The organism is Streptomyces sp. PH10-H1 (assembly GCF_030063355.1).
In the GTDB taxonomy this organism is placed as follows: Bacteria; Actinomycetota; Actinomycetes; order Streptomycetales; family Streptomycetaceae; genus Actinacidiphila.
On sequence record NZ_JASISZ010000043.1, the window covers coordinates 20,725 to 39,231 of the forward strand.

Here is an 18,507-nt window from a genome sequence, read left to right on the forward strand (position 1 = left end):
GCCCTCCCCAGGACGGTATTCGGACGCCGCCGTGCGCTACAGGACCAGCGACAGCAGCAGAACGAAGCCTAGGGCCACCACCGAGATCACTGTCTCCATCGCCGACCAGGATTTGAGGGTCTGCGGGACGTCCATGCCGAAGTACTCCTTGACGAGCCAGAAGCCGGCGTCGTTGACATGCGAGAAGAACAGCGAGCCGGCGCCGACGGCGAGTACCAGCAGTGCGGCATGAGTTGTCGACATGTCGGCCGCGAGCGGTGCCACCAGGCCGGCCGCGGAGATCGTCGCCACGGTCGCCGAGCCGGTGGCGACCCGGATGAGGACGGCGATCAGCCAGGCGAGCAGCAGCGGCGAGATGTGCCAGCTGTCGGACCAGTTGAGAATCATCTTGCCGACCCCGGCGTCGATGAGCGTCTGCTTGAAACCGCCGCCCGCGCCGACGATGAGCAGGATGCCGGCGATCGGGGCGAGTGACTTGTCGACGGTAGAGGAGATCCGTTCCTTCGTGAAGCCGGCCGCGCGGCCCATGGTGAACATCGCCATCACGACGGCGGCGAGCAGCGCGATCAGCGGCGATCCGACCACGTCGAAGACGCGGAAGACCAGGCTGCTCTTGTCATCGACGATGACGTCCACCAGCGCCTTGGCGAGCATCAGCGCCACCGGCAGCAGCATCGTGCACACCGTCGCGACGAAGCTGGGCCGCTGCTCCAGGTCGTCGGAAGCGCGGGCCGGGGTGAGGGTCTCCGGCGGGGTGACCTTGACCCAGCGGTCGGCGAAGCGGCCGAACAGCGGTCCCGCGATGGCGACGGTCGGCAGGGCGACGAGGACGCCGAGCGCCAGCGTGGTGCCGAGATCGGCGTGAATGGAGTCGATGGCGGCGAGCGGACCGGGGTGCGGCGGCACCAGGCCGTGCATGACCGACAGTCCGGCCAGCGCCGGGATGCCGACCCGCATCAGGGAGTAGTTGCCGCGCTTGGCGACCAGCAGCACGACGGGGATCAGCAGCACGATGCCGACCTCGAAGAACAGCGGCAGGCCGATCAGGCCCGCGATCAGCGCCATCGCCCAGGGCATCCGGCGCTCACTGGTACGGGCCAGGATGGTGTCGACGATCTGGTCGGCACCGCCCGAGTCGGCGAGCAGTTTGCCGAGGATCGCTCCGAGCGCGATGAGGACGCCGACCCCCGCGACCGTCGAGCCGAGACCGGTGGTGAAGCTCGTGATGGTCTTCGCCAGCGGTGCGCCCGCCACCACGCCGAGCACTCCGGAGCCGATGGTGAGGGCGAGGAAGGCGTGCATCTTCCAGCGGGTGATCAGCACGATGATGACGGCGATGCCGACCAGCGCGGCGATGCCGAGCCGGGTGTCACCGGCGGAGGTGATGGATGGCGCGGTCGGTGCGGCCAGCAGCTCGACGCTGAGTGCAGACACGTGGGGACTCCATGGGGGAGGGGCGGGAGGGTGGGCTGAGGGCCGTGCGGAGAGGCTGGAGAAGTCCTAGGGCCGGGGGAGTGCGGCGAACGCGCGGTCGGCGATCTGCTGCGGGCCGCCGTCGATCGGGACCACGGCACCGGGCTCGTCGGGATCCAGCGGTTCCAGGGCGGCGAACTGCGAGCGCAGCAGGCCGGGCGGCATGAAGTGCTCCATGCGGGCCGCGAGCCGCGCGGCGATCAGCTCGGGCGGACCGTCCAGGTGCAGGAAGAACAGCTGGGGGGCGTCGGCGCGGAGCCGGTCGCGGTAGCGGCGCCGCAGGGCGGAGCAACTGACCACGCCGCCCTGCCCGTCGTGTTCCGCGATCCAGGCCGCGATGGCGTCCAGCCACGGCTCGCGATCGGCGTCGTCGAGGGGATGGCCGGCCGACATCCTGGCGATGTTCGCGGGCGGGTGGAAATCGTCCGCCTCGGCATAGCGGACGCCCATCCGTTCGGCGAGCAGGCCGCCCACCGTCGATTTGCCCGATCCGGACACGCCCATGATGACGACGACCGGGGGGTGGGGCTGTGGGTGCTGCGCGGGTTCGGCAGTCATGCGCTCGTACCTCCTTGTGCAAGCGGCTGGCACCAATAAACGCCATAGGTACTACTTATTCAAGAGCCTGATATGAAAACGTCATACCAAGGTGGTGGCGCATAGGCTGTCACCCATGCCTCAGCAGGGAGAGAGCGGCGGCCTGCACGCCCGCGTACTGGCCGAACTCGGTCCCGCCATCGCGTCGGGCGCCCATCCGCCGGGCACGGTGCTGCGTATCGACGAACTCGAAGCGCGGTACGGTGTCTCGCGCACCGTCGTCCGCGAGGCCGTCCGCGTCCTGGAGGCCATGCACCTGGTCGAGACGCGCCGCCGGGTCGGCATCACGGTGCGCCGCACCGAGGAGTGGAACGTCTTCGACCCGGCCGTCATCCGCTGGCGGCTGGCCGGTGCGGACCGACCGCGGCAGCTGCGCTCGCTGACCATGCTGCGGACCGCGGTCGAGCCGGTGGCCGCCGGACTCGCCGCGCAGGCCGCCACCCCCGGGCAGTGCCGCGAAATGACGATGCTCGCGGCCGAGATGGCCGCGGCCGGGCGCGCCGCCGACCTGGCCGAATACCTGGTGCACGATGTCGCCTTCCACCGCGTCGTGCTCCAGGCGTCGGGCAACGAGATGTTCGCCCGGCTGGGCGATGTCGTGGCCGAGGTGCTGACCGGCCGAACCGAGCACCACGTGATGTTCTCCGCTCCCGATCCCGAGGCGGTCACGCTGCATGTCCGGGTCGCCGAGGCGGTCCGGGCGCGGGACGCGGCGGGCGCGGAGGACCTGATGCGGGAGATCTGCGTCGGAGCGCTGCGCGAACTGGACATCCTCGCCCCCTGAGGGGTCCTGAGGCGGGTCCGCCCGCCGGGCGGGGCCGCGCGACGGGCCGTGTCCGGCGGGCTGTGTGTGAGAGGCCGGAAAACCGGATGACCGGGACGGCGGGGCGGTGGTCCACTGGGGCCCATGCCCGCTCAGCCGTCCGCCCCGCCCCAGCCGTTCCGCTGGACGCTCGCCTCACGCGCGGGCGCCCGCCCCGACCGGCTCGGCGCGCTCACCGAGGGCGCGGATCCGGCGAAGCCCTGGTACCTGCCGTCGCTCACCGATTGCGCAGCGAAGGTGCTGGCCCGCTCCGGCGGCGCCGACCTCTGCTTCGTCGGCCGCTCGCTGGACAGCATGTACGACCTGCTGACCGGGGCGTTCGAGGGCTCGTCCTGGGACGGGGAGCTGCTGCGGCTGCCCGTCTCGTGCACCAGCGACCGGGGCTGGACCCCGGCGATGACGGGCCGCTTCCGCGAGCACCTCGCCTCGGTGGGGCTCGACCCGTACGCGCTGGCCCGCCGCAAGCGGCCGGTCGCCCTCGTGGACGTGGTCTTCCGGGGCAACACCTTCGACACCCTGCACCGCGCGCTCGCCGCGTGGATCGAGGAGAGCCGCGAGCCCTGGCCGGTGATCCGCCGCAAGCTGCGCTATGTGGGCGTCACCCAGCGGGGCAGGACCAGCCCCCATCACTGGCGCTGGCAGCAGGACGCGTCACGGCCGTGGGTGCGTACGCTGCCCGCCGGGAATGTCGTCAACGTCTCGCTCGACTACGGGACCTGGACGTGGTTCGGCGACCACCAGCCCAAGGTGCACAGCTCGTTCCCGGCGATCCGCTGGTTCGACGAGAACGCCGCCGAGCCCTGGCACCACCCGTCGCTCCCGGCCGCGCTGAGCGAATCGCTGGCGCTGGTCGGGGCGGGCCGCACCCGCGCCGTACGCGACGGTCTGGTCCGTACCCTCGCGCGGGAGCCCGGTTTCGCGGGGCGGGACGTACGCGCGCTCGCGGCGGCGCTGCGCCGCCGCTGACCGTTCCCCCGAGGGTCGGCCGTGGCGGCCGTGGCGGAGGTCGGGCGTGCGGAGGTCAGGCCTGGTTCTCCATCGCCGGGCGGAGCCGCTCCAGCAGGGCGTAGAGCGTCGCGCTGTCGTCCTCGTCCAGGGCGTCGAGCGCGCCGTGGGTCGCCTGCATCTCCTCGCGCACCCGCCGGATGGTGTCGCGGCCCTCGTCGGTCGCCACGACGTTCTTGACCCGGCGGTCGGCGGGGTCCGCCTCACGGCGCACGAGCGAACGCGCCTCCAGCCGGTCCACGATCCCGGTGACGTTCGACGCGTCACACACCAGCAGCGCGGCGAGGCCGCGCATCGGCAGTGGGCCGTCGAGCTGGGCGAGCACCTTGGCCTGGGTGGACGTGAGGCCGTGGTGGGCGGCGGCCGCCGCGAAATCCCGCCACTGGGCGGTGCCGATGGCGGCGAGCAGCTCCAGCAGCTGGAGCTTGGTCGGGACGTGCGGGGTGGTGGCACTCATGGTTGAAGTGTACTCAAGATGGTTGACGACATCAATCATTAACTTGACGTCCTTAACTATTGAGGTCTACCGTCTGTCGAGTTGCTTGACGACATCAAGCATCCATGTTGTGAAGCAACGAGAAGGACCCGCCAGCCATGAGCCAAGCCACCACTGCCCCCGCCGCCGCGGGGCACAGGAACGAGACGGTCATCGTCTTCGCTCTGAGCCTCGCCGCCATGGTCGTGTCGATGATGCAGACCCTGCCCGTTCCGATCCTGGGCCTCATCCGCAATGACCTCGGCACCTCCACCGCCAACGTGAGCTGGGTGACCACCGCCACCCTGCTCTCCGCCGCGGTCTTCACCCCGCTCCTCGGCCGCTTCGGCGACCAGCACGGCAAGAAGCCGACCCTGGTGGCCGTACTCGGCGTCATGGTCGCGGGATCCGTCATCGCCGCCCTGGCGACGTCCCTTCCGCTGCTGATCGTCGGCCGGGTGCTCCAGGGCGCCGCCACCGCGATCTTCCCGCTGGCCCTGTCCGTGCTGCGCGAAGAGGTCCGCCCGCAGAAGCTCCCCGGTGCGATGGCGCTGGTCAGCGGCACCCTGGCCTTCGGCAGCGGTCTCGCGCTGGTCGCCACGGGACTGCTCACCTCCGGCCCGCACGCCGACTACCGCAACGCCTTCTGGATGGCCACCGGCTTTGCCGTCCTCGCCCTGGTCGCGGTCGTCACCCTGGTCCCCGCGACCCGCCACAAGACCGGCGGACGCACCGACATCCTCGGCGCGCTCACCCTCGGCATCGCCCTGCTGCTGCTCCTGCTGCCGATCTCGCAGGGCCACGAGTGGGGCTGGGCCTCCGGCCGCACGCTGGGCAGCTTCGCCGGCGCGGTCGTCATGGCCGCCGTCTGGGTCCTGACCGAGCTCAAGGTCCGCGAGCCCCTCGTCGACATGCGGATGTTCATCCACCGCCCGGTGCTCATGGCCAACCTGGCCGGAATCCTCGTCGGCTTCGGCATGTTCGCGAACTTCCTGGGCGTCTCCTACCTCGTACAGATGCCCAAGGCGCTCACCGGCTACGGCTTCGACGCGTCCATCCTCCGCGCCTCCGTGGAGTTCCTGCTGCCCGGCGCGATCGTCTCGCTGCTCGCCTCGCCGATCGGGGGCCGTCTCGTACGGCACCGCGGCCCGCGCGTCGTGCTCGGCCTGGCCGCGGTACTCGGTACGGTCGGCTTCGGCTGGCTCGCCCTCGACCACTCCCACACCGCCTCGGTGATCGGCGCCGGCCTCATCGTCGGCGCGGCCGTCAGCTTCGGCTACGCGGCCATGCCCGCCGTCATCATGGCGAGCGTCCCGCACCACCAGAGCGGCATTGCCAACGGCATCAACTCGATCTCCCGCTCCACCGGCAGCGCGATCGGCAGCGCCATCGTCACCACCATCCTGGCGTCGAAGACCATCGAGCACTTGCCGCCGGGCGTTCCCGCGCTGCCTGCCGAATCCGGGTTCAGCCTCACCTTCGGTATCGCGGCCGTCTCCTTCGCACTGGTCGGACTGGTCAGCTGGCTCGGCTTGCGCACCAACCACGGACCCCGGACCGTCGAGGTGACGGTCCCCGCAGCCGCCGGGACCGGCCAGGCCGCCCCCCGGGCAGCCGAGCAGTCCGATGAGCCCGACAAGGTCAGCGCCGTCTGACCCCCGTCCGATCCCCCCACGCCGCACAGGAGCCGCCACCATGAAGGCCGTCAGTTACCGCAGCTACGGAGGGCCCGAGGCCCTGGAGTACGGCGAGCGCCCCGATCCCAAGGTCGGCCCCGACGCCGTCCTGGTCAAGGTCAGGGCCGCGGCCGTCAACCCCGTCGACTGGAAGGCGCAGGCCGGCTACCTCGACGGGATGCTCGACGCGGTCTTCCCCGTCATTCCCGGCTGGGACGTCTCCGGTGTCGTCGTCAGGACCGGTCCCGACGTCCCCGAGTTCCAGGAGGGCGACGAGGTCATCGGCTATGTGCGTGAGGACCACCTGTCCCGCGGCACCTTCGCCGAATATGTCGCGGCTCCGGTCCGCACGCTGGCCCGCAAGCCGTCCAACCTCAGTTTCGAGCAGGCCGCGGGCCTTCCGCTGGCGGGCCTGACCGCCTACCAGACGCTCATCGGGGAACTGGCAGTCGGCAAGGGCGACGCGGTCCTCATCCACGCCGCGGCCGGCGGCGTCGGCTCCATGGCCGTCCAGATCGCCAAGCACCTCGGTGCCCGGGTGATCGGCACGGCCGGCGAGCGCAACCACGACTACCTGCGCGGGCTCGGCGCCGAGCCGGTCCTCTACGGGGACGGCCTCGCCGACCGCGTGCGGGCGCTGGCTCCCGAAGGTGTCCACGCCGTACTCGACCTGGTCGGCGGCGACGCCCTCACCGTGTCCCCGGGACTGCTCGCCGACGGCGGCCGGCTGGTCTCCATCGCGGACCCGGCGGTCCTGGGAATGGGCGGCCGGTTCCAGTGGGTCCGCCCGGACGCCGCGGACCTCTCGGCGCTCAGCGACCTCGCCGAGGCCGGTGTGATCACCGTGGAGGTCGCCGCCGCGTTCCCGCTGGAGCGGGCGGCCGACGCGCAGCGGCTCAACGCCGAGGGCCACACCCGCGGCAAGATCGTCGTGACGATGTAGCAGGTGCACGTGCCGGCCGCCGGGCCGTCACCACAGCACGGCCGCGCCGAAGACGGCCAGCGCCACCGTGCAGCCCACCACCGCCGCCGCCCGTGAGCACAACGGGGGGGGCCGCGGCGCGTCCATCCGACGGATCCGGTGCTGGGCGACGAGCAGGAAGACGAGCCAGACCAGGGCACCGAGCGCCACGCCCACGATCCCCACCGCGGACAGCCCCCGGTGGATCGCCTGCCGGCCCGCGAGCACCGCGGCGACCGCGCACGACAGGGTCGTCCGCCGCCACGCCAGCCGGGTCCGCTCGGGCTGCAGGCCCGGATCGCGGTCCCGCGCCGCCACTAGGCCGTGTCCGGCGAATAGCGGCGTCCGCCCGGAGGGCGGGGCCCGGGGCGTCTGGTGCGTGCGATCGCAAGGCGGAGGGCCGCCCTCGTACCGGGCGTACGTGGACGAGCCCGACAACGCGGCGAGCGTGCGTGCCGGGCGCCCCGGGCCAGGCGGGATTTGTCGGACACGGCCTAGCCTGCCCGGCCGAGCAGCACGATCGCCACCATCACCACCGCGACACCGCCCACCAGCACGGCCAGCACCGTCGGGAAGCGCGAGAGGGGCAGATCCTCGCCCCGGCGCATGGCGCGTTCGCAGCGCACCCAGTAGTTGACGGCCCGCACCGCGCACATCGCGCCGCCCACCAGCAGCGCCAGCGCGAGGACGACCCGTGCGGTCCGCGGCAGGTCCGGCAGGAACTGGTCCACCGCGAAGCCGCCGCCGATCAGCGCCAGCGCGGTCCGGATCCAGGCCAGGAACGTACGCTCGTTGGCTAGCGAGAACCGGTAGTCGGGCGTCCCGCCCTCCGACTGCACCCGGGACGGGGTGAACCACAGCCCCGCAGCCGACCTCGCGGCCCGCAGTCTGCCGGGCAGCGCCCGTACGAAGACGATCACCCGGTCACTCTACGGCCGCACCCGGCAGGGGAGCCGCCCGGCGTCCACCAGCGACCTGGCGGGCCGCACCGGGATGTCGGCCGGCGGCCTGTCCCAGCATCTGACCGCGCTGCGGGACGCCGGGATCGCGGGGCGTCTCGCCCGGCTCTCCGAGGTCGAGTGGCGACGGGCCGCGAGCGGAGTAGATCATGCGCATGACTGTTCCCCAATCCCATGGGCGAGGGCGCTGCGTGTCACCGGAAGAGGTCCTTCACCAGCACGTACTTCAGCCAAGACGGCTATGTCACAGGCGTCTGCTCCCGCCACTCCCGCAGCCTGCGGAACGCGTCGAGACCGTCCGGGACCCACTCCCATTCGGGCAGCCGCTGCTCCAGTTCCGCGTCGGTGAGGAAGGCGTGCCAGGCGACCTCCTCGGCCTGCGGGGAGACCGGGAGCTCGCACCGCACCTCGTACACCTGGGACCACCAGGAGTGCCCGCCGTCCTCGTAGAGGAACTTGAACAGCGGTACGGGGCGCGGGAGTCCCGACACCCCCAGCTCCTCCTCGGCCTCCCGCAGCGCGGCCTCGTCGTAGGTCTCGCCCGCGCCGACGACGCCGCCCACGAACATGTCGTACAGGGAGGGGAAGATCAGCTTCACCGGAGTGCGCCGGTGCACGAACGTCCGGCCCGCGCCGTCCTTCACCAGGATGAACGCACAGCGGTGGCGCAGCCCCCGGGCGTACGCCGCACCGCGCCGCTCCTGCCCGGTCACCTTGTCGTTCTCGTCCACGATGTCCAGGAGTTCGTCCGCGGAGCGCGGCTGCCGCGGGGTGACCGGCACCGGGACGAGGCGCTCCACGACACGGAACCGCTGGGTGAGGACGAGAGTGTCGTCGGAGACGGTGAAGGCGGGATCGCCGAGCGCGTCGCGCATCTGCGCGCTGTGCCAGAACACCTCATGGCCGGCGCGCCATTCCGCGACCGTGCGGTCGCCCTCGCCCTCGTCCACCACGTGTGCGAGGCCGACCTCCGCGAGCGGGATCACGCGGACCTCCGTGATCTCCAGCACCGCGACCGGCCGGTCCGCCGAATCGACCATGGCGGACCGCTCGCCGACGACGGGCAGCGCGTCCCCGCAGTGCTCGTAGTCCGCGACGAGCCCGGTGGTCGAGGTCTTCGCACCCGACAGGACCGCTGCGACCAGTTGATCGCGCAGCGGTCCTGGAAAGGCGAACTCGAACGGGGGGAGATTCTCGGGGGAGGCCATGGGCCCACCCTAGGCAGTGACCGTCCCCGTGGCCGCCGGTGCCCCGGCCCCTGCCCGGCGGTCGCGCACCACGACGGTGGCCATCGCGACCACGACACCGGCGAGCGCGTACGCGGCCAGCACCCACAGCGGGCCGGCCGTCGCGCTGCCGCCGAAGTAGACGGTGTTACGGACCGCCGTCGTGCCGGCGCCCGGTGGCAGGGACTGCCCGATCGCGCTCCAGAACCGGGGCAGCAGCGACGCCGGATAGACACCGCCCGCGCTCGGATTGCCCATCACGACGAAGAGCAGGATCGCGAGGCCGATGCCGATGATTCCGAAGAGCGTCTGCAGAGCGGTGGTGACGGCGGCGGCCGAGAAGACCACGAGCGCGCCGATCGCCCACAGCGCCGTGAAGTGGCCGGGCAGCGCCGAGAACACCGGATCCACGATGATCGCCCCGCCGAGCCCGGAGACCACCGAGAAGAGCGCGAGCGTGCCGAGCCGGATCGCCGTGCGGTGCCGGTTGACCGGCCGGGCACCGCCGGCCACACCCAGGATCGAGGCAGTGAGATAGCCGCCCACCACCCAGCCGATGACCAGGTAGAACGAGCTCAGGCCGCGGCCGTCCTCCTTGTTGGGGGCCTTGATGTCGGTAACCGTCACCTGACGGTGCTGGGCCTTCTCGACGCTCTGCGCGATCTGCGCGGCGGTCTGCGAGACCGAAGGGCCGCCCGCGGAGGCCACCAGCAGGGTGTCGGTCTTCCCGGCCGGGTTGATGAGGATCGCGGCGTCGACCGTACGGTTCATGATCTGCCGGCGCGCCTCGGCCTCGTCCGCCACGGCGACCGCCTTCACCGACTCGCCGGGCAGCGCGTTGAGCTGCGCGACCACTTGGCCCGCCACCTGCGCGGGAGCCACCACGGCGGCCGGGATCCGGTGCGGGGTGGGGGAGTGGAACGCGCCCAGGTACGACACGATGAAGGCGAGCTGGATCAGCAGCCCCCCGACGACCAGGACGAACGCCCGGAAACTGATCGCGTCCCGCAGTTCGGCCGCGAAGCCCCCGGAACCGTCCGCGAGGGCGGGAACCCCGCGGGAGGAATCAGCGGCCGGATCGCCGGCACTGCCGGAACCGCCCGATGCGGGGGAGGTGGAGGGTGTCTCGTCCGGCGGCGGTGGGGTCGTCCCAGCGGAGGTCATGCACGCACGTTAGGCGGCCTACGCTTCCGACGCGAGAGGGGGTGCTCCGTACGGGCCCCTTGCCGGGCGGCCACTGCGCGCGAAATGCTGCGCGCGGCCACCCGTTGTCCACCCGACCAGGAGCGACCGTCATGCCGGCACCGTACGACGTCCTGCGTATTGCCAACTGCTCGGGCTTCTACGGCGACCGGCTGTCCGCCGCCCGCGAGATGGTCGAAGGCGGACCGATCGACGTATTGACCGGCGACTACCTCGCCGAACTGACGATGCTGATCCTGTGGAAGGCGCGGCAGCGCGACCCCGACGCCGGATACGCCGTCTCCTTCCTCGCCCAGATGCACGAAGTGCTGGGCACCTGTCTGGAACGCGGCATCAAGGTCGTCGTCAACGCCGGCGGCCTCAACCCGGCCGGGCTCGCCGCCAAACTCGGCGAACTGGCCGCGCTGGGCGGCCTCCACCCGAAGATCGCCCACCTGGAGGGCGACGACCTCCTCGGCCGGCTGCCGGAACTGCGAGAGAAGGGCCACGGGTTCGCGAACCTGTCGACCGGCCGGCTGCTCGCCGACTCCGGTATCGAGCCCGTCACCGCCAACGCCTATCTCGGCGGCTGGGGCATCGCGCGGGCGCTGAGCGGCGGCGCCGACGTGGTCATCTGCGGCCGGGTAACCGACGCCGCACTCGTCACCGGCCCCGCCGCCTGGGCCTTCGACTGGGCGCTCGACGACTGGGACCGGCTCGCCGGCGCGGTCGCCGCCGGCCACATCATCGAATGCGGCGCCCAGGCCACCGGCGGCAACTTCTCCTTCTTCACCGAGATCGAGTACCCGGTGCACCCCGGCTTCCCCATCGCCGAGATGCACCCCGACGGCTCCTGCGTCATCACCAAGCACGAGGGCACCGGCGGAGCGGTCACCGTCGACACCGTCACCGCGCAACTGCTGTACGAGATCGAGCGTCCCGAGTACCTCAACGCCGATGTCGTCGCCCGCTTCGACACCCTCCGGCTGACGCAGGAAGGCCCCGACCGGGTCCGGGTCAGCGGCACCCGCGGTGAGCCCGCGCCCGACACCCTCAAGGTCTGCCTCAACTACCTCGGCGGTTTCCGCAACAGCGCCACCTTCGTCCTGACCGGCCTGGACATCGAGGCCAAGGCGCGGTTCGCGGAGGCGTCTCTGCTCGACGCGACGGGCGGGAGCGACCGCTTCGCCGAGTTCGACCTGCGGATGGAGCGGCCGGCGGCCGACACCGCCCGGCTGACCCTGACCGTCAAAGACCCGGACCGCGACAAGGTCGGACGCGCCCTGTTCACCGCGGTCGCGGGCACGGCGCTGGCGAGCTATCCCGGCTTCTACCTGGAGCAGGCGTCCCCCCGGCCCACCGAGTACGGGGTGTACTGGCCCGCGTTGATCGCCGCCGCCGAGGTGCCCGTCGATGTCGTACTCGCCGACGGCACCCGGCTCGCCGTGCCCAGGCCGCCGGCTGTGGTCCGCCGCCGTCCCGACCGGTCGGTCTCCGGCGCCGGGCCGCGCCCCGCCCAGCCGGCGGGCCCCACCGTCCGGGCGCCGCTCGGCCGGCTGGTCGGCGCGCGCTCCGGCGACAAGGGCGGCGACGCCAACATCGGCCTGTGGGCCCGCACCGATGAGGCGTACGCCTGGCTGAGCGCCCACCTCGGCGTCGACGAGCTGCGGCTGCTGCTCCCGGAGGCCGCCGAACTGGAGGTGGTGCGTTACGAACTGCCCAACCTGCGCGCCCTCAACTTCGTGCTGCACGGCCTGCTCGGCGAGGGCGTCGCCGCCTCCACCCGGCCGGACCCGCAGGCCAAGAGCCTGGGCGAGTATCTGCGGGCCCGTCCCGTCGACATCCCCATGGAACTTTTGCCCGGCGCGTAGATCTCTTTGCATCTCTTTGCCCAAGTGCTGAAGGTCGGCTGCGTACGGTTGGATCCGTTCCTCCGCAAGAGGCGGACGGACGTTTCGAGGGGGCATTCGATGGACAACGCCATCCTGCACAAGGCCATTTTCCTGCTGCGCGACTGCCACGAGTCGGAGCAGCAGGTCGTTTCCCGGCTCAAGGACTACTTCCCCGAGCTCGACCTCAGCGCCCGTGAGCGCTACACGAGCGAGGCGATGGACCTGGTGCACGGCGTCCACCCGGCCATCTGAGCCGTACGGTCCGCCGGGCTGCCCGGCGGGCTGACCGGCGCGCGGCCGCTGCGGCATGATCGGCGTATGAGCAATCTCGATGTGAAGCCCACGCCGACCGTGTGCGGCGGCCGCGGTGACGTCTCCGCCGAGCCGGTCCGCGAACTTCTCACCGCGCGCACCGTCACCCTCGGGGAGAGCACCCAGGTACGGCGGCTGCTGCCGAACCTCGGCCGGCGCATGGTCGGCGCGTGGTGCTTCGTTGATCACTACGGGCCGGACGACATCGCGCGCGAGTCCGGGATGCAGGTGCCGCCGCACCCGCACATGGGCCTGCAGACGGTGAGTTGGCTGCACGACGGTGAGGTGCTGCACCGCGACAGCCTCGGCAGCCTGCGGACCGTACGCCCCCGTGAACTGGGGCTGATGACCTCCGGCCGGGCCATCTCGCACTCCGAGGAATCGCCGCGCGACCACCCCCGGGTCCTGCACGGTGCGCAGCTCTGGGTCGCCCTCCCGGACGCCCACCGGAACACCGCGCCGGCCTTCGAGCACCACGCCGACCTGCCGGTCGTCACCGGAGGCGGCGGTCTGCGCGCCACCGTCATCATGGGCGAGCTGGACGGCGCCGCCTCACCCGGGACCGCGTACACCCCGCTGGTCGGCGCCGACCTCGCCCTCGCGGCGGGCGCCGACACCCGGCTGCCGGTGCGGCCGGACTTCGAGTACGCGGCCCTCACGATGTCCGGCGAGGCGGAGGTCGACGGCGTACGGCTCGCCCCCGGCTCCATGCTCTACCTGGGATGCGGCCGCCGGGAGCTGGCGATCCGCGCCGACGTCGACAGCGGCCTGCTGCTGCTCGGCGGCGAGCCGTTCGACGAGAAGATCGTCATGTGGTGGAACTTCGTCGCCCGTACGGGCGAGGAGATCGTCGCCGCCCGCGAGGACTGGATGACCGGCGACCGGTTCGGCGCCGTCCACGGCTACGCCGCCGGCCCGCTGCCCGCGCCGGCGCTCCCGCCCACCCCCCTCAGACCGCGTGGCCGGGCCCGCTGAATTCAGCGGGCCCGGGGGGCACCGCCCAGCGGTAGCTGGGGGAGCTCGAGGACAGCCCGGCCGTCACGTAGTGGGGCGGGGCACGATCCGGCCCGCCACCTCGCCGAAGCCGATGCGCGTCCCGCCCGGGCCCGGTGCGGTCGCCGTGATGACCACCTCGTCGCCGTCCTCGAGGAACGTCCGCTCGCTGCCGTCCGCCAGCTTCAGCGGATCCTGGCCGTTCCACGTCAGCTCGATGAGCGCGCCGCGCGTCTCGCGCTCAGGACCGCTGATGGTGCCGGAGGCGAAGAGATCGCCGGTCCGCAGGGATGCGCCGTTGGCCGTCAGGTGCGCCAGCATCTGCGCGTACGTCCAGTACATGGCGGCGAACGGCGGCCGGGAGATGACATGGCCGTTGAGCCGGACCTCCAGCGCGATGTCGAAGCCGGACGGTTCGGCCGCGGGGTCGCGGTCGTCGAGGTACGGGAGCGGCTCGACATCGCGCGGCGGCGGGGTGGTGCGGGCCTGCGCGAGGGCGTCGAGCGGGACGATCCAGGGCGAGACCGACGTGGCGAACGACTTGCCGAGGAACGGGCCCAGCGGCACGTACTCCCAGGCCTGGAGGTCGCGGGCGGACCAGTCGTTGACGAGGCAAACGCCGAAGACGTGCTCGGCGGCGTCGGCGAGCGCGACCGGGCTGCCGAGCTCGGACGGGGCGCCGACGACGAAGCCCAGCTCCGCCTCGATGTCGAGGCGGCGGGACGGGCCGAAGACGGGAACCGGGTCGGCCGGGGCCTTGCGCTGCCCGGACGGGCGGGTGACCGGGGTGCCGGAGACGACGATCGTGCCGGAACGGCCGTGGTAGCCGATCGGCAGGTGCTTCCAGTTCGGCGTCAGCGGCTCGGAACCGGGCCGGAAGATCTTGCCGAGGTTCGTCGCGTGGTGCTCGGAGGCATAGAAGTCGACATAATCGGCCACCTCGAACGGCAGATGGAGGGTGACCTCGGCACGCGGCACCAGGCACGGTTCGACGGCCGCACGGAGCGAGTCGTCCGTCAGCCAGCGGGTGAGCGCCGCACGGACCGCCGTCCACACCGGCCGGCCGGCCGCGAGCAGCGGGTTCAGCGAGGAGGCGCCGAGCGCCTCGAATCCGGCGGACTCACCGGGTCCTGCGGGCGCACCGACGGCGCGGGCGGCGGCGCCCGCGTCGAGAACGTGGTCACCGATGGCGACGCCGATCCGGCGCCGGTCCGGCCGGTCGGCGGTGGTGAACACGCCGTACGGCAGGTTGTGTACGCCGAACGGAGAGTCGTCCGGGACGGTGAGCGGGCTGCTGGCGCTCAACTGGCCTCCAGGGAGAGAACGAACGCCCCGAGACTATCCCCCGTCTCACGGACCGGACACGGCGGCCGGGCACGCCCGCCGGGGCCCGCCGGGCACGGCCGCGCTCCCCGGCGGACCCGGCGAGCGGCTGCCCTTCGGTGACATTCGGTCGTGAACCGACCACCGAAAGTGGCCGTCAAGCCGTATCGGGGGTCCCTGATCTGCTCGGGTTTGGTGGTGATACATGCGCGTACGTAGAGTTCGGCCGAGACACGGGTGGAACAGACGATCCAGAAAGCAGCAGTGGCATGACGGCGAGCGAACAGACGGAAACTCAGCGCAGCGACGCGGCGGGCATCGACCCGGCGCGCCTGGAGCTCTGTCTGAGCGTGCTCGCCGAGCTCGACGAGCTGGATGTGGACCACCCCGACGCCATCGCCGTCCGGCGCGCCACCGCGGGCATCTACCGCACTGTGAAGCAGCGCCGCCGCCAGGAGCGACGCGCCTCGAAGACGGCGAACGACAAGGCGGTCACCGAGGCCACGGCCACCGGCGCGGCCGACCGTATCGACGACGAGACGCTGGGCAACATGCTCACGGCCTCCACGACGACGGAGATCGCCGGCATCCTCGAGCGCCCCCGCTCCTGCTACATCTGCAAGACCCGTTACGTCGAGGTCGACGCCTTCTACCACCAGCTCTGCCCGCTCTGCGCCAAGGAGAACCGCAGCCGCCGCGACGCGCGCACGGACCTCACGGGCCGCCGCGCCCTGCTCACCGGCGGCCGCGCGAAGATCGGCATGTACATCGCGCTCCGGCTGCTGCGCGACGGCGCGCACACCACCATCACCACCCGCTTCCCCCATGACGCGGTCCGCCGCTTCAAGGCGATGCCCGACAGCGCGGACTGGCTGCACCGGCTCAAGATCGTCGGCATCGACCTGCGCGACCCCGCCCAGGTGATCGCACTCGCCGACGAGGTCGGCGCCGAGGGCCCGCTCGACATCCTGATCAACAACGCCGCGCAGACCGTCCGCCGCAGCCCCGGGGCCTACGCGGAACTCGTCAGCGCGGAACTCGCCCCGCTGCCGGCCGGCGAGCTGCCCGCCAAGACCGTTCTCGGCCATTTCGGCAGCGGCGCCCAGATCGCCCTCCCCGGCCCGTCGTCGTCCCGCCACGACGCATTGACTCCCGAGTCGATCACCGCCCTCGCGCTGACCACCGGCTCCGCCACCCCGGCCCGCATCGAGGCCGGCACGGCCATCGACGCCGGCGGCCTCGTGCCGGACCTGGACGCCACCAACACCTGGATCCAGCGCGTTGAGGAAGTCGACCCGCTCGAACTCCTCGAAGTCCAGCTCTGCAACGTCACCGCGCCCTTCGTACTCGTCAGCCGGCTGCGCCCGGCCATGGCCGCCGCCGCCTCACGTCGTAAGTACGTCGTCAACGTGTCGGCCATGGAAGGCCAGTTCAGCCGCGGCTACAAGGGACCGGGCCACCCCCACACCAACATGGCCAAGGCCGCACTGAACATGCTCACCCGCACCAGCGCCCAGGAGATGCTGGAGACCGACGGCATCCTCATGACCGCCGTCGACACCGGCTGGATCACCGACGAGCGCCCCCACCCCGACAAGATGCGGCTCGCGGAAGAGGGCTTCCACGCCCCCCTCGACCTCGTCGACGGCGCCGCCCGCGTCTACGACCCCATCGTCCGCGGCGAACTCGGCGAAGACCTCTACGGCTGCTTCCTCAAGGACTACGCCCCGGCCGCCTGGTAGGCCCCGACGGCGGCTGCAGAACGCGGTGCGCCCCCCTTCCCGCTGACATGGGGAAGGGGGCCGCACCGCGTTCTGCGTTCAGAGGTCCGGAAGAGTCCGGAAGAGGTCCGGGCATGAAAAAAGCCCCTCGGAAGGGGCCTTGTTCTGGTGTCCGAGGGGGGACTTGAACCCCCACGCCCGATAAAGGGCACTAGCACCTCAAGCTAGCGCGTCTGCCATTCCGCCACCCGGACCGGGTGTACCGCAGGCCTCTCGGCCGCGGCGACGAGGTAAACCATAGCAAAGATCCCAGTGGCTCGATCACGCGTGCCGGTGTGAAGGGATCATGACGCGGGGCGGCCGGCTCTTGGGCGGGGCGGGCGCGCGGGGGAGTATGGGAGCGGAATCCGCCGCGGCCGCCGGGTGCGGGCGTGGGAGTGCGTGAGGGACGAGGAGACAGCGTGAGCGAGTCGAATTCGGGCGCGAGGAGCAACGGGAAGATCACCGGCGAGGACGAGGTCGTCGACCTGTGCCGGGATCTGATCCGGATCGACACCAGCAACTACGGCGATCATTCGGGGCCCGGTGAGCGTGCCGCCGCCGAGTACGTCGCCGAGAAGCTGGCCGAGGTCGGTCTCGAACCGCAGATCTTCGAGTCGCACAAGGGGCGGGCGTCCACGGTCGCCCGGATCGCGGGGGAGGACCCGTCCCGGCCCGCGCTGCTGATCCACGGGCACACCGATGTGGTGCCGGCCAACGCCGACGACTGGACGCATCATCCGTTCTCCGGCGAGATCGCCGACGGGTGTGTGTGGGGGCGCGGGGCCGTCGACATGAAGGACATGGACGCGATGACGCTGGCGGTGGTGCGGGACCGGCTGCGCAGCGGCCGCAAGCCCCCGCGCGACATCGTGCTGGCCTTCCTGGCGGACGAGGAGGCGGGCGGCGTCTACGGCGCCCGGCACCTGGTCAACAAGCACCCGGACCTGTTCGAGGGGGTGACGGAGGCGATCGGCGAGGTCGGCGGCTTCTCGTTCACCGTCAACGAGAACCTGCGGCTGTATCTGGTGGAGACGGCGCAGAAGGGCATGCACTGGATGCGGCTCACCGTCGACGGCACGGCCGGGCACGGCTCCATGACGAACAACGACAACGCGATCACTGAGCTGTGCGAGGCGGTCGGGCGGCTGGGCCGGCACAAGTTCCCGGTGCGGATGACCAAGTCGGTCCGCGGGTTCCTCGACGAGCTGTCGGACGCGCTGGGCACCGAGCTCGACCCGGAGGACATGGACGCGACGCTCGAGAAGCTCGGCGGCATCGCGAAGATGATCGGCACCACACTGCGCAACACCGCGGCGCCGACGATGCTCGGCGCGGGCTACAAGGTGAACGTGATCCCCGGGCAGGCCACGGCGCACGTCGACGGGCGCTTCCTGCCGGGCTACGAGGAGGAGTTCCTCACCGACCTCGACTGGATCCTCGGCCCGCGGGTACAGCGCGAGTCACTGCACACGGACAAGGCGCTGGAGACGGACTTCGACGGTGCGCTGGTGGACGCCATGCAGGCCGCGCTGAAGGCCGAGGACCCGATCGCGCGGGCGGTGCCCTACTGCCTGTCGGGAGGCACGGACGCGAAGTCCTTCGACGACCTCGGTATCCGCTGCTTCGGTTTCGCTCCGCTGAAGCTCCCCCCGGAGCTGGATTTCGCGGGCATGTTCCACGGTGTGGACGAGCGAGTTCCGGTGGACGGGCTGAAGTTCGGCGTTCGAGTGCTGGACCGGTTCATCGAAAATTGCTGATTAATCGGCCATCAGTGTGAGTCGAACTGAGACGGGTGAATGCGCCCGCAGTCTCGTAGCTCGTTTCCTTCGGGGTCGTTACGACTTGTG

General features: G+C 71.6%; 18 protein-coding genes, 1 tRNA gene and 1 pseudogene. 10 read left to right on the forward strand and 10 right to left on the reverse strand.

Translation table 11 applies throughout. The features are described 5' to 3' along the window. Positions 1 to 36: 36 nt before the first annotated feature. Entirely contained in the window at positions 37 to 1,434 is a 1,398-nt protein-coding gene (locus QMK24_RS24350; protein WP_283468861.1) for a GntP family permease, read from the reverse strand. 66 nt (positions 1,435 to 1,500) lie between these two features. Further along, positions 1,501 to 2,031, reverse strand: a complete 531-nt coding sequence (locus QMK24_RS24355) for a gluconokinase (RefSeq protein WP_283468864.1) — start codon at positions 2,029 to 2,031, stop codon at positions 1,501 to 1,503. A gap of 115 nt (positions 2,032 to 2,146) precedes the next feature. Between QMK24_RS24355 and QMK24_RS24360 the strand changes: the two genes are divergently transcribed. Continuing rightward, positions 2,147 to 2,854, forward strand: a complete 708-nt coding sequence (locus QMK24_RS24360; protein ID WP_283468867.1) for a FadR/GntR family transcriptional regulator — start codon at positions 2,147 to 2,149, stop codon at positions 2,852 to 2,854. 123 nt (positions 2,855 to 2,977) lie between these two features. After that, a complete protein-coding gene (locus QMK24_RS24365; RefSeq protein ID WP_283468869.1) occupies positions 2,978 to 3,859 on the forward strand; it encodes a hypothetical protein in 882 nt (293 codons plus the stop codon). Between the two features lie 55 nt (positions 3,860 to 3,914). Here QMK24_RS24365 and QMK24_RS24370 read toward each other — a convergent pair whose 3' ends face one another. Next, positions 3,915 to 4,355 carry a MarR family winged helix-turn-helix transcriptional regulator gene (locus tag QMK24_RS24370; RefSeq protein ID WP_283468870.1) on the reverse strand — a complete coding sequence of 147 codons (441 nt, stop codon included), beginning with the start codon at positions 4,353 to 4,355 and terminating at the stop codon, positions 3,915 to 3,917. A 137-nt stretch (positions 4,356 to 4,492) separates the two neighbouring features. On the opposite strand from QMK24_RS24370, the gene QMK24_RS24375 reads away from it, so the two are divergent. Next, a complete protein-coding gene (locus QMK24_RS24375) occupies positions 4,493 to 6,028 on the forward strand; it encodes an MFS transporter (protein WP_283468871.1) in 1,536 nt (511 codons plus the stop codon). 40 nt (positions 6,029 to 6,068) lie between these two features. Further along, positions 6,069 to 6,992 (forward strand): NADP-dependent oxidoreductase, encoded by a 924-nt coding sequence (locus QMK24_RS24380; RefSeq protein WP_283468874.1) that lies wholly within the window; start codon positions 6,069 to 6,071, stop codon positions 6,990 to 6,992. Between the two features lie 27 nt (positions 6,993 to 7,019). Here the strand turns inward: QMK24_RS24380 and QMK24_RS24385 are convergent, their stop codons facing one another. Next, complete coding sequence (locus tag QMK24_RS24385) at positions 7,020 to 7,328, reverse strand: DUF202 domain-containing protein (RefSeq protein ID WP_283468875.1); 309 nt, start codon at positions 7,326 to 7,328, stop codon at positions 7,020 to 7,022. Positions 7,329 to 7,504: 176 nt separating this feature from the next. Further along, entirely contained in the window at positions 7,505 to 7,870 is a 366-nt protein-coding gene (locus QMK24_RS24390) for a YidH family protein (protein WP_283468923.1), read from the reverse strand. A gap of 133 nt (positions 7,871 to 8,003) precedes the next feature. Between QMK24_RS24390 and QMK24_RS41545 the strand changes: the two genes are divergently transcribed. Next, positions 8,004 to 8,318, forward strand: coding sequence for a hypothetical protein (locus QMK24_RS41545; protein WP_349307850.1), 315 nt, complete (start codon positions 8,004 to 8,006; stop codon positions 8,316 to 8,318). Here the strand turns inward: QMK24_RS41545 and QMK24_RS24400 are convergent. From QMK24_RS24400 to QMK24_RS24410, 3 genes and pseudogenes are all read right to left on the reverse strand, one after another. Then, complete coding sequence (locus QMK24_RS24400; protein WP_283468925.1) at positions 8,209 to 8,751, reverse strand: NUDIX hydrolase; 543 nt, start codon at positions 8,749 to 8,751, stop codon at positions 8,209 to 8,211. The two genes, QMK24_RS41545 and QMK24_RS24400, sit on opposite strands and share 110 nt — an antisense overlap. Positions 8,752 to 8,775: 24 nt before the next feature. Next, positions 8,776 to 9,177, reverse strand: a pseudogene (locus tag QMK24_RS24405) (ASCH domain-containing protein); the annotation flags it as partial. 9 nt (positions 9,178 to 9,186) lie between these two features. Next, positions 9,187 to 10,359 carry an ABC-2 transporter permease gene (locus QMK24_RS24410; protein WP_283468877.1) on the reverse strand — a complete coding sequence of 391 codons (1,173 nt, stop codon included), beginning with the start codon at positions 10,357 to 10,359 and terminating at the stop codon, positions 9,187 to 9,189. Between the two features lie 131 nt (positions 10,360 to 10,490). Here QMK24_RS24410 and QMK24_RS24415 point away from each other — a divergent pair, with 131 nt between their 5' ends. The 3 genes from QMK24_RS24415 to QMK24_RS24425 all read left to right on the forward strand — a co-directional run bounded on the left by QMK24_RS24415 (position 10,491) and on the right by QMK24_RS24425 (position 13,556). Continuing rightward, a complete protein-coding gene (locus tag QMK24_RS24415; RefSeq protein ID WP_283468878.1) occupies positions 10,491 to 12,248 on the forward strand; it encodes an acyclic terpene utilization AtuA family protein in 1,758 nt (585 codons plus the stop codon). A 99-nt stretch (positions 12,249 to 12,347) separates the two neighbouring features. Next, positions 12,348 to 12,521, forward strand: coding sequence for a hypothetical protein (locus tag QMK24_RS24420; RefSeq protein ID WP_283468879.1), 174 nt, complete (start codon positions 12,348 to 12,350; stop codon positions 12,519 to 12,521). A gap of 66 nt (positions 12,522 to 12,587) precedes the next feature. Further along, a complete protein-coding gene (locus tag QMK24_RS24425) occupies positions 12,588 to 13,556 on the forward strand; it encodes a pirin family protein (RefSeq protein WP_283468882.1) in 969 nt (322 codons plus the stop codon). Positions 13,557 to 13,619: 63 nt separating this feature from the next. Here QMK24_RS24425 and fahA read toward each other — a convergent pair whose 3' ends face one another. Then, on the reverse strand, positions 13,620 to 14,879 hold the full coding sequence (gene fahA, locus QMK24_RS24430) for a fumarylacetoacetase (RefSeq protein ID WP_283468885.1): 1,260 nt from the start codon (positions 14,877 to 14,879) through the stop codon (positions 13,620 to 13,622). A gap of 287 nt (positions 14,880 to 15,166) precedes the next feature. Here fahA and QMK24_RS24435 point away from each other — a divergent pair, with 287 nt between their 5' ends. Next, positions 15,167 to 16,639, forward strand: a complete 1,473-nt coding sequence (locus QMK24_RS24435; protein ID WP_283468887.1) for an SDR family NAD(P)-dependent oxidoreductase — start codon at positions 15,167 to 15,169, stop codon at positions 16,637 to 16,639. Positions 16,640 to 16,784: 145 nt separating this feature from the next. Here QMK24_RS24435 and QMK24_RS24440 read toward each other — a convergent pair. After that, positions 16,785 to 16,872: transfer RNA gene (locus QMK24_RS24440), tRNA-Leu, on the reverse strand. Positions 16,873 to 17,079: 207 nt separating this feature from the next. On the opposite strand from QMK24_RS24440, the gene QMK24_RS24445 reads away from it, so the two are divergent. Further along, positions 17,080 to 18,417, forward strand: coding sequence for a M20/M25/M40 family metallo-hydrolase (locus tag QMK24_RS24445; RefSeq protein ID WP_283468889.1), 1,338 nt, complete (start codon positions 17,080 to 17,082; stop codon positions 18,415 to 18,417). The last annotated feature ends 90 nt before the right edge of the window (positions 18,418 to 18,507 follow it).